The organism is Pedobacter aquae (assembly GCF_008195825.1).
Taxonomy (GTDB): domain Bacteria; phylum Bacteroidota; class Bacteroidia; order Sphingobacteriales; family Sphingobacteriaceae; genus Pseudopedobacter; species Pseudopedobacter aquae.
In genome coordinates this window covers 3,128,451-3,144,442 of sequence record NZ_CP043329.1, presented here as the reverse complement: position 1 = coordinate 3,144,442, position 15,992 = coordinate 3,128,451, and the positions used below count along the sequence as shown (strand labels likewise).

Here is a 15,992-nt window from a genome sequence, read left to right as displayed (position 1 = left end):
TCACTATATTCCAAAAACCCTAAAAACAAAAAAGGCCATCTTTCAAAAAGACAGCCTTTCAATATAAAATTTATAAGTCTTACCCTTTAATAAACTCAGCATTAAAGTACTCTCTGTTCATACGAGCAATATTGGTTACTTTAATTTCTTTAGGGCATTGTGCTTCGCAAGCATACGTATTGGTACAGCTTCCAAAACCTTCATCATCCATTTGGCTTACCATTGCTTTAGCTCTCTCATAACGCTCTGTTTGTCCTTGTGGCAACATGGCGTACTGAGAAACTTTAGCAGAAACAAATAGCATAGCGGAAGCATTTTTACACGCTGCAACGCAAGCACCACAACCTATACAAGTTGCAGAGTTAAATGCTTCGTCAGCAATAGTTTTAGGAATTAAAATCTCGTTAGCATCTGGTACACCACCAGTACCAACAGAAACATAACCGCCTGCTTGTTGTATTCTATCAAAAGCACCTCTGTCTACCGCTAAATCTTTAACTACAGGAAAAGCAGCAGCTCTCCAGGGCTCAATAACGATAGTTTCGCCATCATTAAAGCTACGCATGTGAAGTTGGCAAGTAGTAGTTGCTCTTTTAGGGCCATGTGGTTCGCCATTAATCATTAAAGAACACATACCGCAAATACCTTCGCGGCAATCATGATCAAATTGAATGGGGTCTTCTTGAGTTTTAACCAATTTCTCATTAACCACATCTAGCATTTCCAAGAAAGACATATCAGGAGATATTTCTTCTGCCTTATAAGTAACAAACTTTCCTGGGGTTTGACTATTTTTTTGACGCCAAACTTTTAACGTCAGATTCATATGTCCACTCATATATTTTTAGTATTGAGTATTGAGTATTGAGTATTGAGTATCAAGTATCTAGACTATTTAAAGTCTTCTTACTTTTTACTTTCTACTTTTTACTTTCTACTATTTATAACTACGTTGTGTTAATTTAACATTCTCAAATACCAACTCTTCTTTATGTAATTCTTCTGGTTGGTTTTGGCCTTTATACTCCCATGCTGCTACATAAGCGTAATCATCATCGTTTCTTAAAGCCTCGCCTTCTGGTGTTTGATACTCTTCTCTGAAGTGTCCACCGCAAGACTCGTTACGGTTTAAAGCATCGTCTACCATAAGCTCGCCTAGCTCGATAAAATCTGCTACACGACCAGCTTTTTCTAATGATTGATTTACTTCTTCGCCTTCACCTAACACAATGGCATTTTTCCAGAAGTCTTCTTTTAAATCAGAAATAAGTTTCTTAGCTTTTTTCAAGCCTTCCTCGCTACGAGACATGCCACAGTATTCCCACATGATTTTTCCTAAATCTCTATGGTACTCATCAACCGTTTTGTTTCCTCTTAAAGAAAGTAAGGTTTTGATGTTTTCTTCAACTTCTTTCTTGGTTTGCTCAAAAGCAGGATGGTTAGCATTGATAGGAGCTGGGCCTATGGTTGCTAAATAATCACCCACAGTGTAAGGGATTACGAAATAACCATCAGCTAAACCTTGCATTAATGCAGATGCACCTAAACGGTTAGCACCGTGGTCAGAGAAGTTGGCTTCTCCTAAAGCATATAAGCCCGGTACAGATGTCATTAAGTTATAATCAACCCAAAGACCACCCATGGTATAGTGTACCGCAGGGTAAATTCTCATAGGCTGCTCATACGGGTTCTCATCAGTAATTTGATAATACATATCAAATAAGTTTCCGTATTTAGCTGCAACACTGTCTTTTCCTAACCTATTGATAGAATCAGAGAAGTCTAAGAATACGGCTAAGCCTGATTTTCCTACACCACGCCCTTCATCACAAACTTGTTTAGCATTTCTTGAAGCCACATCACGCGGAACCAAGTTACCAAACGATGGATATTTGCGCTCTAAGAAATAATCTCTATCCTCTTCTTTAATGTCTTTAGCCTTTATCTCTCCGCTATTTAATTTTTGCGAAAGCTCAACAGTTTTAGGAACCCAAACTCTACCATCATTTCTTAATGACTCAGACATCAGCGTAAGCTTAGACTGGTGGTCTCCCGTTACCGGGATACAAGTTGGGTGAATTTGCGTATAGCAAGGGTTACCAAAGAATGCACCACGTTTGTGTGCTCTCCATGCCGCTGTAACGTTAGAACCCATAGCGTTGGTTGATAAATAGAATACGTTTCCGTAGCCACCAGTACATAAAAGTACTGCATGTGCTGCATGTGTTTCTATTTTACCATTAACCAAATTACGTGTTACTATACCTTGGGCTTTACCGTCTACCACCACTAAGTCTAACATTTCTGAGCGGGTATACATCTTTACTTTACCCTCATTAATTTGACGGTTAAGTGCAGAGTATGCGCCTAAAAGTAACTGCTGTCCGGTTTGTCCACGAGCGTAAAACGTTCTGGATACTTGTGCCCCGCCAAAAGAACGGTTGTCTAGTAAACCACCATATTCACGAGCAAAAGGAACACCTTGAGCCACGCATTGATCAATAATATTAACTGAAACTTCTGCTAAACGGTAAACGTTTGCTTCTCTAGCCCTATAATCTCCACCTTTTATGGTGTCATAAAATAAACGGTGAATAGAGTCTCCATCATTACGGTAATTTTTTGCCGCATTGATACCACCTTGAGCCGCAATAGAATGCGCTCTTCTTGGGCTATCTTGGAAACAAAAAGCTTTTACATTGTAGCCTAACTCTGCCAATGAGGCAGCAGCTGATGCACCTGCTAAACCTGTACCTACTACGATAACATCGTATTTACGTTTGTTTGCAGGGTTTACCAGTTTTAGATTGAATTTGTGTTTACTCCATTTTTCGGCTATTGGGCCTTCTGGAATTTTTGCATCTAACTTCATCTTTATCTATTTTATAAGGAATATGCATGTATTCCTGTGTTATCTACTTATTTAAAAAAGAAATATAAAGGCATTGCAGCAAACCCTATTGGGACTAATACTGAAAACACCCAAACCCCAAGAAAGTTTATCAAAGGTTTATATTTACTGTGGTTCCATCCTAAGGTTTGGAAGGCACTTTGGAAACCATGTAATAAGTGGAAAGCAAGTGCCGCCATTGCAGCAACGTATAATGCCACTATCCAAAGTTGTTGGAAAGAAAAAGCAACCGCTTTGTATAAATCTTTCGCTTTAATGATTTGTACACCATTATCTACATAAGATAAATGACCAGTAAACTCAGCCTCGGTAAGTTCTTTAACTTGTGTAACGCCTGTGTTTAAATCTGTACGATACTCTATGTAAGGTGTAGTACCCCAATGGTAATTATACCAGAAATTGCTCATGTGTACCGCTATGAAGACAAAAATCATGGTACCTAAAATACCCATGTTTCTTGATGACCAAATACTGCCGTTACCACCTTTTTTTGCATAAGAAATAGGACGAGCAGCTTTGTTTTTTTGCGTTAGCATGATAGCCCAAATGGTGTGTACCAAAATGGAAAGATAAAGTAAGTACGATACAACCTTGATGGGTGGGAAATTGGTCATGAAATAAGCGTATTCATTAAATGCTAATCCGGCATCGTCTTTAAATAACTGGAAATTTCCAATTAAGTGGATGAGTAGGAAAGAACATAAAAATAAACCGGTTAAACACATGATCAGTTTCTTCCCTAAGGTTGAGGAAAAAGTTTTAGAAAAATTGCTCATTATATTGTATTTAAGGTTTTTTTGTTTGCAAAAGTATTTATTAAATGCTGAAAATTAGAAATGGTTTTGACTATTTAAAATATAAATACTTATTTAGAACCATTCTAATTTTTTTCATTTTCAAGAATGAAAATAATTCATTGAAAAGCACATTTCATCAAATAATCCATAAATAATCGTTAAAATAGTTAATAAATTATTAAAGGCAAACGTGTGTATTAAATTTTTATTCTACACTTTAAAGATTTTTGAGCCCCCAACAGCAAAAATTTCTGCGTCTTCGGTGTTTTTTAAAGTGTATTTCCCTGTAAACTTACCAAATGCTGGTAAAATACCACTGCTTTCTCTGAAATAAAAACAAGGCAGGCTAATTTTTTGTTTTCCTTTGCCAGAAATGGTAATTCCGGGATGCAAATGTCCGTAAAGTATAAAGTTGTTGGGTTTTTCTTTAGGTAAATCATGCAAGAGTAGTAAAGAGCCTAGTTTATACTCGTGAATAACTTTAATATTAAGCTCTTGATACAAAGAATCTGGCAAAATATCATGATTGCCTTTAACTAAAATCAATTTTAGGTGTTGATGTAGCTCTCGCCAAAGCCTAAACCACTCCCAATCTTGATTAAAATCACTATGAAATAAATCTCCCAAAAAAATAATAGTTTCTGGTTGGTGTTTGTCTATCAGGTCTGATAGGGTTGCTAAATCTTCTTGTGCCAGTTGTTTAGGTATAGGAATTCCTGATTTTCTGAAATGCCCACCTTTACCTAAATGTACATCAGCCAGTAACAATGTTTTATATTGAGGGAATAAAACTGCTTTTTCTGGTAACAATATTAAATCTTCTTCGGCAATTTTAACTTGGTAAAGCTGGTTTAGCATAGTTACAAAAATAGAAAGTCCTGAAGAATTTCTTCAGGACTTTCTATTTAATATATATATTATCAAAAATTATTTTACAGGGAAAGTAAAGCGGAACTGACCACCATCTGGAGTAATGCCCTGGATAGAGAGCATATTGTTTTTGGTTGCGCTTAAAGCAGCATTAACTTGATCTGTATTATTAACGCCTCTACCATTAATACCTGTTATAATAGTTCCTTTTGGTACTTCATACATATCAAAGGCTTTACCTGGGGCTACACTATTTACTATAACACCAGAGCTTACACCATATTTTTTCTTATCAGCATCTTTTAAAGGAGTAAAAGTTGCACCTAAGGTGTTCATGATTTCTGTTGAAGCAATAGAAGAATTATTAGCGGCTAGTTTGTTAGCTTCTGCTCCTTTTAAAGTAAGGTTAAAAGTTTTTAAATCACCCTCTCTTAAAACGGTTAATTGTACTTTATCTCCGGGGCGCATTCTGCCAATTTTCTCTTGTAATTCGGAAGAAGTAATCACGTTATCACCATTTAATTTTTTGATAATATCGCCTTTTTTAATTCCTGCACTAGCAGCTGCGCCACCATCTACAGTTGAAGACACATATAAACCGTTTATTTCTTTAATTTTTAAACTTTGGGCAACATCGGCGTTAAGCTCTTGAAAAGTTACACCAATAAAGCCACGTTTAACTTCACCGTATTTGATAAAGTCATCCATTACTTTTTTAGCTAAATTAACTGGGATGGCGAAACCATAACCTTCATAAACGCCAGAACGCGAAGCAATAGCAGAGTTTATACCTATAAGCTCGCCTTTTGTATTTACTAAAGCACCGCCACTATTTCCTCTATTAATTACCGCATCTGTTTGGATAAATGATTCTATAGAAGAGTTAACCGGAGGATTTTCTGGATCATAATCTCTCGGATTGATTTGATCTTGAGCTAAAATTCCAATAGATCTTGCTTTTGCACTTACAATACCAGCCGTTACGGTTGATTCTAAAGTAAGTGGATAACCTACGGCTAATACCCATTCTCCTACCCTAACATCGTCAGAATTGCCTAGCTTAACAATAGGCAAATCATTAGCATCAATTTTTATCAAAGCTAAATCGGTATTTTTATCGCGACCGATAACTTTAGCTTGTAAAACTCTTTTATCTGTTAAAATAACTTCAATTTTGTCTGCATCTTCTACTACGTGATTGTTGGTCATGATGTAACCATCGCCAGTAACAATAACACCAGAACCTTTACCCATTGCCGGGGTGTTAGATTGTGGGCGACCTCTTCTTCCAAAGAAATCTTCAAACATATCTCCAAATGGATCTGAAGAACCGCCAGATGAAGCCGTACGGTTATAAGTAGTTCTTACGTGAACCACACCCGGCGAAACAGCCGCCGCAGCTTGTGTAAAATCTAATGCGCCAGTTGAAGATATAATTTCTGAACCTGGGTTGTTTGCGAAATAAACCTTTTGTCTTTCATCAAGCCCCATACCTTGGAAAGATTTATCTTCCAGTAATTTATAAGCACCTACAGCAATTGCTCCGCCAACAAAAGCCGTAAGGAGACTCATCCCAATTTTCTTCATATTGTTTGTCATGCTTTCTAATTTTTGTCTTTAACCTAATTTCAAAAATAATACCATTAAGACGTAGCTTGCAAGTATATGTTGTTTATTTTGATGTTAAAAAATGTTAAAACTTTAAATATGAATTATAAAAATTAACAACATTTTAGCCCTTCCTTATAGGTTGCACAACATTTATTATTTACCGATGTTTGCATTATCATGGAATTAAACTTTTATAAATACCAAGGTGCGGGTAATGATTTTGTTATTGTTGATAACAGAAAGCTGGGTTTTAACCATCATAACCCCACATTACTAGCAAAAATATGCGATAGAAGGTTTGGCGTTGGCGGAGATGGTATCATGTTCCTTGAAGAAAAAGAAGGTTACGATTTTGAGATGGTTTATTATAATGCAGACGGCCAACCAAGTAGTATGTGTGGCAATGGCGGGAGATGTATTGTAGCTTTTGCTAAATTTTTAGGAATCATTAATCAAGAGACTGATTTTTTGGCAGTTGATGGTCCGCATTATGCAAAAATTTCAGCAGAAGGAGATTGGGTAAGCTTACAAATGATTGATGTTGACGTAGTAAAAATGGATGGCCATGATTATGTAATAAATACAGGCTCTCCGCATTTTGTACGTTTAGAAACATCAGATATAGCTAAAAAAAATGTTTTTGAGGAAGGTAGAATTATCAGGTATAATGAAACCTATAACCAAGAAGGTATAAATGTTAATTTTGTTGAGGATAAGCAAGATTATCTTTTTGTAAGAACCTATGAAAGAGGTGTAGAAGATGAAACTTACGCTTGCGGAACCGGAGTTACAGCGGTTGCATTAGCCATGGCAAAGCATAAAAATTTAACTGGTCATATATCAACACCTATTAAAGTTTTAGGCGGAGATTTAAACATCAAATTTGATTATGATGGCGAACACTATCGTCATATCTTTTTAGAAGGCCCAGCAATACAAGTTTTTAAAGGAACAATAGCCATTTAATTAAGAGGCTGTTCTTCGTTAAATTCTGTTAAGCTTATAGAGTTTCTAATGGCGGTATCCAGCTCTTCGCTACATTTCTCTAATAATTTTATTAACTGGTTTTTTGTAGATTCTGAGTTTTCGTACTTTAATAATTCTATGATACCTAATATAGATGCTAAAGGCCTTCTTACTTCATGAGAATTAAATAAAGCAGTTTTTTTCAAAATCTCGTTTTGTTTTTCAATTTTAACCTCCCTTAATTTTCGCTCGGTTATTTCACTTTCTATGGCAATAAACCCAACATGATGATGATTATCATCATAAATAGGGTTACAATCTATTTTTAACCAGTATTTTCTACCAGACTTAGAATAGTTAATTATCTCTTCTGTGAAGTGGTTCTTCTCTTTAAGCGCTGTAGACATCCTCATGATGACTTCTTTATTACTTTCTGGTCCTTGCAACAAAAGCCCTGGCTTTTTACCTTTTACTTCTTCTAGCGTATATTCAGTCAACTCCGTAAAGGCAGGGTTAACCCAGTCTATAAATCCATTTACATCGGTAATGATAATGAAGTTGTTTACTTTGCTGATAATATCTAACAACCTTTTATTTTCCTGATTAATTTTGGTGAGTTCTTCAACATCTTGTATAGAGCCAATAACTTTTTCAACTTCGTTTTGAGCGTTATATTTGATGATGGATTGATCATAAATGAGTTTATAAACCCCATTTAGCGTTTTAAATCTGTATTTTCTTTTAAGTGTTTGCTGCCTTTGTTCAACGGCTTCCCTAAAAAGGTTGTCATTCTCTATAAAATCAGTAGGGTGCATGCGATCTACCCACCACTTTTCTGGATGTATGGCTTCTTTAACACCATAGCCCATAATAGAATCTATATTTCCGGTTAACCTGATGACAGAGCTTTCAATGTCCCATTCATAAAGCGCATCATTGGTAGAGAGGGCCAATTGTTCAAAGCGCTCTAAAGTTTTATGGATGAGCTGGTCTTTAAGTGTTATCTCTGTTACGTCTTTAATATAGCCTTCTACAGCATTTTTTTGCTTTTTAGGATCTTTTAAGGTAGCGGCAAATAAGATATATCTTAGTTCTTTTTCTTTTTTAAATCTTACAACACATTCATTAACGGTAATGCCAATATTGAAAGAACTAATAAAATGTTCAAATTTTTGTTTGTCCTTTTCTAAAATGTAGGTTTTTAAAATTTTTAGACAAGCACCCTCTTCTTTATCTAAGTTTAATACTTCTAAAAAGCCAGAGTTGGGCACTAAAGTTTCTGTTTCCATATTAAACTCCCACCCCGCTATTTTTGCTATTTTTTGTGTGCTAGAAAGTTTATTTTTATGTAGTTCTATGGTTTCTAAACTTTGCAAAAGCTTAATATTTTGAGCTTGTAACTTTTCTTGTTGTTGCTTTAATTGTTCTTTTATGAGGAGTTGCTCAGAAATATCTACAGCTAAAACCAAACGGGCTGATTTTCCTTTGTAATTAATCTCATACGCATGTACATTAACCTTTATTTGTTCGCCATTTTTTAAAATGTGTATCCAAGGCTCATCGTATGAAATTCTTTTTGGAGATGATAAAATATCACTTAACAATCTTTCTTTTTCAGTATCTGGTCTTATATCTAAAACTGTTTTTGATAAAAATTCTTGTTTGCTATAACCATAATTTTTTATTGCAGCTTTGTTAACCTCTATAAATTTTAAACTTTTTAAATCGTAGATATACATGGGGTTAGGATTGGCATCAAACATATTTCGATAATCCTTTTCAGACTTGCTTAGCTTATCAAAATATTTGTTGATAAGTTTATAAAGTAATAAGCTGGTTATGGTAACAAACAATAAGCCTTTAATGGTATTGGCCCAATTGTTATCGCATAGAACATGGTCTTTAAAAAAATAATCTAGTGCCCTATCACTAAAATATATCCATGAAATACCTAAGATAAAATAATATAGTGTTATTTTTTTTTGGCTATTCATGCTGTTTTCAAACTTTTTAAAAGAATAGCAAAAGGTACTAATAATTATTTTACTTATAACTTATTAAGGCTAAAGGATAATAAAAAAAAAGAGTCGCTCTAAACTGGATGAACGACTCTTAAACCTAAACAAATTTAGAGTGTGATACAAGAAGTATCAAGACTTAAACTGATGTAAAAGTAAAGGATCAATATTATTTCAATATTAAATCAGTGTGATATTAAATACATTCCCAAATACTGTCTACAAACCACTTTTTCTCATCAAAGAAATGTTTTACGGGTTTAAAGTCAGCTTGTCTAGCCATATTTTCTGTTTCTTCTAAATCGTATTTCTGAGAAATTTCCATGGCGATATATTCATGCTCATGAAAATTTATGGTTGTATTTGCTATAATAATACTTTGCTTTTTTAAGCTGATGAGATAACTTTTGCAAGAACCTGTAGCGGGGTCGTAAGAAGGGTAATGCTCAAAAGCATCAATATTAAAATTTGCCCCTAATTCTTTATTGATACGTTTGAGGAGATTTAAATTAAAATCTCTGGTATAACCATTTGCATCATGATAGGCTTGTCTTATAATTTTTGGATGCTTTTTAAGGTCAAAACCTATGAGCAATAAATCTTCTTTATTTAATAAGCCTCTTAGCTTTTTGCAGAAAGTTATTGCTTCTGAGGCTGGCATATTTCCAATGTTTGCGCCCATAAATAAAACTGCTTTTCTTTTGCTTGATATCTGCGTTGCTTTTTCAAGCATTTCAAAATACTCGCCTTTTAAGCCCTTTATTTGAAGGTGTTGTACTTGTTTAGGTAAATTTTCTTCTAAAAGCTTAATAACATGCGAAGAAATATCAATAGGCATATAAGTAAAGTTAACGTCTTGTTTACTTAATTCCTTTATGAGATATACAGATTTACTAGCATCACCGGCACCTAGCTCAACCAAATCAAAACTATCAAAACCATTTTTAATGGCTTTTGCTAAAGCTTGGGTTTGAGTAGTGAAAATTTCCATTTCGCAATTGGTGAGGTAATATTCTGGTGATGACATAATTTTTTGAAATAATATGTCTCCAGCCTCATCATAAAAATATTTTGATTGCAGCGTTTTAGGTGTGGCGTTTAAACCCGATAATACATCTTGTAAAAAAGTGTCCATAGGTAAATTACTTTGCCAGCCTTATACCATTATAATGCCAACGCAAATGCGGATGAAAGAAATTACGATAGCTTTTTCTTTGATGCCCAGCAGCAGTTGCTACAGAAGCACCTTTTAAAACCTTTTGATTTACCATAAATTTGCCATTATACTCGCCTATAGCACCTGGTGCTTTGCTAAAGCCCGGATAAGGCAGATAAGCACTTTCTGTCCATTCCCAAAGTTGGCCCCAGTTAAGTTTTGCCGAGGCCGCTTCCCATTCAAACTCTGTAGCCAAACGGCAGCCTCTCCAAGCGGCATAGGCCGCAGCTTCGTAATAGCTGATATGCATAACTGGGCGGTGTAGATGAATATTTTTTAAACCACTTAAAGTATAAGTTTGCCATTGATTATTGATGTTGTGCCAGTATAGCGGTGCTTTAATTTGATTTTTACAAACCCAATCCCAACCTTCTTGATGCCAAAATCTAAAATCTTGATAGCCGCCAGTTTCCATAAAATTTAAATATTCTTGGTTGCTCACTAAATCTGTTGCCAAAGAAAAAGGCTGTAAATAAACCTGATGTGGAGCTAATTCGTTATCAAAACAAAAACCATCTTCTTGATAACCAATTTTATACAATCCTTCGGGAAAGTAATGCCAATCTGCTTGCTGGACAATAGTAAAAATTCTGTTTTCTATATGTTCATCAGCGTAAGCGGGAAATAAGGGATTATGCCCTAATATGTATTTGATATCATACCATAATAGCTCTTGGTGTTGTTGCTCGTGGTTTAAACCCAGGATAAGGATTTCTATAGTTTCATCTGCGAGGTTTTGCTGCAAAAGTTCATGCATAGCTTCATCAACATGTTTGCGGTATTGGTAAACTTGGCTTACTGTTGGTCTGCTTAAATTTCCGCGGTCTGTTCTGATGACTCTGGCCCCCAAAGTTTCGTAATAGCTATTAAAAACAAAATTGTATTGCGGGTTAAATTCTTGATAGTTGGGCAAGTATGGTTTTAAAACAAAAGTCTCGAAAAACCAAGTGCTATGGCCTAAATGCCATTTCGGCGGGCTTACATCAATAATGGGTTGTACAACGTAGTCTTCTGTTTCTAATGGCAAACAAATTTCTTCTGATAGTTGACGTACCGTTTTGTATTGATGAAGAAGCATAGGCAATGTTTAGGTTTCATTATTCAAAAGCTATGCCTTAGTATTTTGTTAGAAACAAAAAATCCCAGACTTGTTAGCCCAGGATTTACACACATCTTTTTTATTTACTGTTATTTAAATACAGAGTTTACTTCTGTAATTTTCCAAGAATCTTTAATTTTTGATAAGCTAACAATATTTTCTCTAGTAAAATTCTCGTATTGCATGCTTACTGTTACCAGCGCATAATTATCACTTGCCGTTATAACTTTATAAGAAACATTGCAGTTCTGTGTTGCAGCATTATTTTTATTGTTGTTGAATTTTAACTCTTCTGTTTTGTAGTGGGTAACCGTATTACCGTTTCTGTTGATGTTGAATTTAGCATCATAAGCAATGATAGAAGCGTAATCTGCGCTGTATCCAGATTTTAATACATCAATGTAAGTTCCAATGCTAAAGCTCATGCTTTTTTTATCGATGTTTTTCTCATCTGCCATTACCAGTGTAGATACACTTAAAAGAACAAAACAAACAATTGCAGTTAAAAAGTTTTTAGTTTTCATGATTAAATTTTTTTAAGGTTAATTTTTAAGTTTTATATCTCTAAGACTGTAGCTTTTAGAAGAATGTTACAGCCAAAATGAAAATTTTTTTAAATTGTTGTTTTGTATCAAGATAACTTAATTTTTTTAGCTTATTTTTTAATAATTAGTATAATAAACTATATTTATTGAAATTTAAGTTAACGCATTTATGGAAAGCGGTTTTAAAATGCAGGAAAACGAAAGTTTTGTAAGTATTACCCATAAACAATGGGATAACTTTTTACAGTTAGATACTTTTTTTCACAATACACCAGATTTACTTTGTATAGCAGGCTTTGACGGATATTTTAAAAAAATTAATCCTGCCGTTTCTGCCTTATTAGAATATTCTCAGGAAGAATTAATGGCTAATCCTATCTCTAGCTTTATTCATCCTGATGATAGATTGGTTACAACAACAGCCAGAGATGGATTAAAAGAAGGTAGAAGGCTACTAAATTTTGAAAATAGATATATCACCCAAAGCGGAAACATTATTTGGCTTTCTTGGACATCTATCATCGTAAATGATCAAGATAACATATATGCAATTGCTAAAAACATCACTGCTAAGAAGAAATTAGAAGAAGAAAAAAATCGTCTTTTAACCGAGATTTCTAAGGTTAACCAAGATCTTAAACATTTTGCAAGAACTACCTCGCATGATTTACGCTCGCCAGTAAATAATTTAATTGCGTTGTTTAGGCTTCTAGATACCCATAAAATAGAAGATGAAGAAACCAAGCAATTAATACAGCTTTTAGAATCCTCTACCCATCAGTTAAAAACAATGTTGGATAGTTATTTGCAAGATTTAAAAGCACAGGATGGAATTACAGCAGCTAAAGAAGAACTTGCACTAGACCAAGTTTTAAACAATGTTTTAGGCTCCATACAACATTTACTACATCAGGCTAAAGCCAAAGTGAATATAGATTTTAGTGCTTTTTCGGCTATAGATTTTAACAAAACCTATTTAGAAAGTATTTTTTTAAACCTCATCACCAACGCTATTAAATACGCTAAGGCAGATGAACATCCGGTTATAAATATCTATACCAAAGTAGTTGATGGCCGTAAGCAGATGATTATAGAAGATAATGGTTTGGGTTTTGATGCCGAGAAAGTTAAGGATAGAATTTTTAAAATGTACCAAACCTTTCATAACCACCCCGATGCTAAAGGCGTTGGATTATATTTAGTACATACCCATGTTTTAGAAATGGGTTCAAAAATAAGTGTTCATAGCGAGGTTAATAAAGGCACCACTTTTATCATACATTTAGAAGGTTAAATTCTCCTTTTCAATTCAATAACAGCTCTATAGAATTCTTGTCCTCTAACCACATCTAACAAAACACCACGGCCACTTCTTGATCTTAATATTTCTGTAATTTCATCTAAAGTCATTAAGCGTGTAGGTTTAAAATTAATGGCAATAATTTCATCGCCTACTAAAAGTTCTGCTGCTGTAGCCGGCGAGTTTTCATCAATACGGTTAATAATATAACGGTTAAAACTATCGCCGCCGGCAACTATATCCATTCCGCTCATATCATGCTCTAAATCTGGAAAATTTTTGCTTATTCTTTTAAGATAAATATAGCCTTCGTGATAATTAAAAATGACGTTAAAATGCTTTAGAAGCCTGTTTCCTATACTTCCGCTGCGGGGTACAGTTAAGATTTTAGCAGCTACATCATTATAAAGCGGAAACGATGTAATCAGATTTTGAAACTTTAAATCCTGTAAAGTAAACTCGTTTACACGAGCAATAGAACCATTAATTTTACCTCCTAAACCTATTCCTAAAATTGTTTTTAAATTTTCTGATGGGATGGGGAAATTAAATCCGTTTAAAGATTCTAAGGCTAAAGTATGCCCAGCGCCGCTATCAATTATCAATTTGAGTTGGTAAGTGCTATCTCTAAGTTGTACCGTAGCTTGGCAATAAGGTTTGTTTTTCTCTATGGTGATAGGGATTTTAAAACCATTTTTAAGCTTGGGCTTGATACTTTTTTGAAGAAGAGTTAAGTATCCGGCTTGGTGGTATATCTTGATGGTGAAACTGTTAAAAAAATCATACCCAATTAAACCATGAATGGGGATGCCTGCATGTTGAGATAGATTGAGCAAATCTTTTTCTAAAATGGCAGCGCCTAAACTTATAGCCTCTGTACTGCCAATATTTACTTTTAAAGAAGGCGCTAAATAAGCAGAAAGTTCTTCTATTTCTCCTAAACCAGATATTTTTATTTTTCTGAGCGAGTTAAGCTTTAGCGAGTCTTTTAAATCTGGATCTGTAATAACCATTAAACCCACGCCAGAATCTAAGATAAAATTAAATGGTCCTTTTTGGTTGATATAAGTTTTGATAACAATTAAGCCGCTAGCTTTTGTAAAAGGCAGTTGTTCTTTTTTTCTTTTACCTTTGAAACCAAATGCATCATGAGCATAATTTGGCTCGATAAATGAGAAAAAAGCAATTATAAATATTACTAAAAGCTTTAAGTTTAAAATGGGTATCATTGGTAATAAGCAATTTAATAATTAAAAGCTAATGATTTATGGATGGCAAGCTTTTTTTAATATGATGATGAATTTTTATGATAAGCCTTCTTTCAATATGATTAGAGTGATATACGTTTTGTTTCTATGTGCTTTTATAACAGCGTGTACAGCTAAAAAATCTGTAACCAATAGTAATCAACAAATAGATCATCAATTTGATTTACTAGCGCAAAAAAACCATCATATTGGTTTTGTATTAAAAGATTTAGACAAAAATCAAGTTATTTATGAACTAAATGCTGATATGCCTTTTACAGCTGCATCAACCACCAAATTACTTAATTTTTATACAGGCCTGCATTTCATGGCAGATTCTGTACCTAGTTACCAATATACCATCAAAGGTGATTCTTTAATGATATGGCCCATGGCCGACCCAACTTTCTTGAATCCAGATTTTAAGCACCAGCCCGCTTTTGACTTTTTGAAAAACTCGGGCAAAAATATTTATCTGGTAAGCGGACGATATAAGGGCGAAAAATTTGGTAAAGGTTGGTTTTGGGATGATTATAACGAAAGTTATCAAGCAGAAATTACAGATTTCCCTATGTATAAAAATATGGTAACCTGTAGCCAAAATTTAGATGGAAGTTTTAGCATGTTGCCAGATTTAGCATCACTTTATTACAGCGAAAAAAGCGTTCAGAAGTCATTAAAAAGCATCAAAAGAAATCTCTATAACAATAATATTTTTGTTCCAGAGCAACTAAATCCGGGATATAAACAGCTTATTCCTATTAGCTTTAATAGCAATATCAAAGAAAGCTTGTTAACCGATACTTTATTGGCTACAGGTTTAATCACATCATCTGTTAGTACTTTACCGTGGCAACCAGTGCCAGCTGATGCTAAAATTATCTATAACGCTAAGGCTGATTCTGTCTTCAAAAAAATGCTGCAAAGCAGCGATAATTTTTTAGCAGAACAACTTTTACTAAACTATGCTGCGCAACAACAATTAAATATGGATGCAAATCTTATCATCCAAAAAGCACAACAAGAGCTTTTTACTGATATAGCTAAAAATAGCTGTAACTGGGTAGATGGTTCTGGATTATCCAGATTAAATTTAATAAGCCCAGCATTTGGTATTAAAATCTTAGAAAAATTAAGACAAAAAGTAAATAACGATGATAAACTTTTTGATTTATTAGCCGCTGGTAACAAAAGCGGAACTTTAAAGAATATGTTTAAAACAAGTACCAAGAGCTTTGTTTTTGCAAAATCGGGCAGTTTATCTAACAATTATAACTTAGTGGGCTATTTGGTAGGCAAATCGGGCAAGAAATACGCTTTCTCTTATCTCAATAATAATTTTATTGCGCCAGTATCAGCCGTACGTAACGATGTTGAGCAAATCTTAACTTTTATACACCTAAACTATTAAT

At 34.3% G+C, this 15,992-nt stretch carries 13 protein-coding genes; 3 read left to right on the top strand and 10 right to left on the bottom strand.

All coding sequences use genetic code 11. The features are described from left to right. Positions 1-79 precede the first annotated feature (79 nt). From FYC62_RS13800 to FYC62_RS13780, 5 genes are all read right to left on the bottom strand, one after another. The gene (locus FYC62_RS13800) at positions 80-838 is read right to left on the bottom strand and encodes a succinate dehydrogenase/fumarate reductase iron-sulfur subunit (protein WP_205943729.1); all 759 of its coding nucleotides are present in this window, start codon (positions 836-838) and stop codon (positions 80-82) included. A gap of 99 nt (positions 839-937) precedes the next feature. Next, positions 938-2,872 carry a fumarate reductase/succinate dehydrogenase flavoprotein subunit gene (locus FYC62_RS13795; RefSeq protein ID WP_039452355.1) on the bottom strand — a complete coding sequence of 645 codons (1,935 nt, stop codon included), beginning with the start codon at positions 2,870-2,872 and terminating at the stop codon, positions 938-940. 47 nt (positions 2,873-2,919) lie between these two features. Continuing rightward, positions 2,920-3,687, bottom strand: coding sequence for a succinate dehydrogenase cytochrome b subunit (locus tag FYC62_RS13790; protein ID WP_039452352.1), 768 nt, complete (start codon positions 3,685-3,687; stop codon positions 2,920-2,922). A 231-nt stretch (positions 3,688-3,918) separates the two neighbouring features. Continuing rightward, complete coding sequence (gene pdeM / locus FYC62_RS13785; RefSeq protein WP_149075356.1) at positions 3,919-4,566, bottom strand: ligase-associated DNA damage response endonuclease PdeM; 648 nt, start codon at positions 4,564-4,566, stop codon at positions 3,919-3,921. 69 nt (positions 4,567-4,635) lie between these two features. Further along, positions 4,636-6,177, bottom strand: a complete 1,542-nt coding sequence (locus tag FYC62_RS13780) for a Do family serine endopeptidase (protein WP_149075355.1) — start codon at positions 6,175-6,177, stop codon at positions 4,636-4,638. Between the two features lie 189 nt (positions 6,178-6,366). Between FYC62_RS13780 and dapF the strand changes: the two genes are divergently transcribed. Then, positions 6,367-7,155, top strand: coding sequence for a diaminopimelate epimerase (gene dapF, locus FYC62_RS13775; protein WP_205943728.1), 789 nt, complete (start codon positions 6,367-6,369; stop codon positions 7,153-7,155). On the opposite strand, the gene FYC62_RS13770 is transcribed toward dapF, so the two are convergent. The 4 genes from FYC62_RS13770 to FYC62_RS13755 all read right to left on the bottom strand — a co-directional run bounded on the left by FYC62_RS13770 (position 7,152) and on the right by FYC62_RS13755 (position 12,012). After that, entirely contained in the window at positions 7,152-9,149 is a 1,998-nt protein-coding gene (locus FYC62_RS13770) for a PAS domain S-box protein (RefSeq protein ID WP_149075353.1), read from the bottom strand. The genes dapF and FYC62_RS13770 overlap by 4 nt on opposite strands. Positions 9,150-9,369: 220 nt before the next feature. Then, positions 9,370-10,308 carry an L-histidine N(alpha)-methyltransferase gene (locus FYC62_RS13765; protein WP_149075352.1) on the bottom strand — a complete coding sequence of 313 codons (939 nt, stop codon included), beginning with the start codon at positions 10,306-10,308 and terminating at the stop codon, positions 9,370-9,372. Positions 10,309-10,315: 7 nt separating this feature from the next. Next, positions 10,316-11,467, bottom strand: a complete 1,152-nt coding sequence (gene egtB / locus FYC62_RS13760; protein WP_149075351.1) for an ergothioneine biosynthesis protein EgtB — start codon at positions 11,465-11,467, stop codon at positions 10,316-10,318. A gap of 110 nt (positions 11,468-11,577) precedes the next feature. Continuing rightward, entirely contained in the window at positions 11,578-12,012 is a 435-nt protein-coding gene (locus FYC62_RS13755) for a nuclear transport factor 2 family protein (RefSeq protein ID WP_149075350.1), read from the bottom strand. 190 nt (positions 12,013-12,202) lie between these two features. On the opposite strand from FYC62_RS13755, the gene FYC62_RS13750 reads away from it, so the two are divergent. Next, positions 12,203-13,327 (top strand): sensor histidine kinase, encoded by a 1,125-nt coding sequence (locus tag FYC62_RS13750; RefSeq protein ID WP_205943727.1) that lies wholly within the window; start codon positions 12,203-12,205, stop codon positions 13,325-13,327. Here FYC62_RS13750 and FYC62_RS13745 read toward each other — a convergent pair. After that, positions 13,324-14,562: an aspartyl protease family protein gene (locus FYC62_RS13745; RefSeq protein ID WP_149075349.1), complete on the bottom strand. Its 1,239-nt coding sequence runs from the start codon at positions 14,560-14,562 to the stop codon at positions 13,324-13,326. The genes FYC62_RS13750 and FYC62_RS13745 overlap by 4 nt on opposite strands. Before the next feature lie 61 nt (positions 14,563-14,623). On the opposite strand from FYC62_RS13745, the gene FYC62_RS13740 reads away from it, so the two are divergent. After that, complete coding sequence (locus tag FYC62_RS13740; RefSeq protein ID WP_168199453.1) at positions 14,624-15,991, top strand: D-alanyl-D-alanine carboxypeptidase; 1,368 nt, start codon at positions 14,624-14,626, stop codon at positions 15,989-15,991. The last annotated feature ends 1 nt before the right edge of the window (position 15,992 follow it).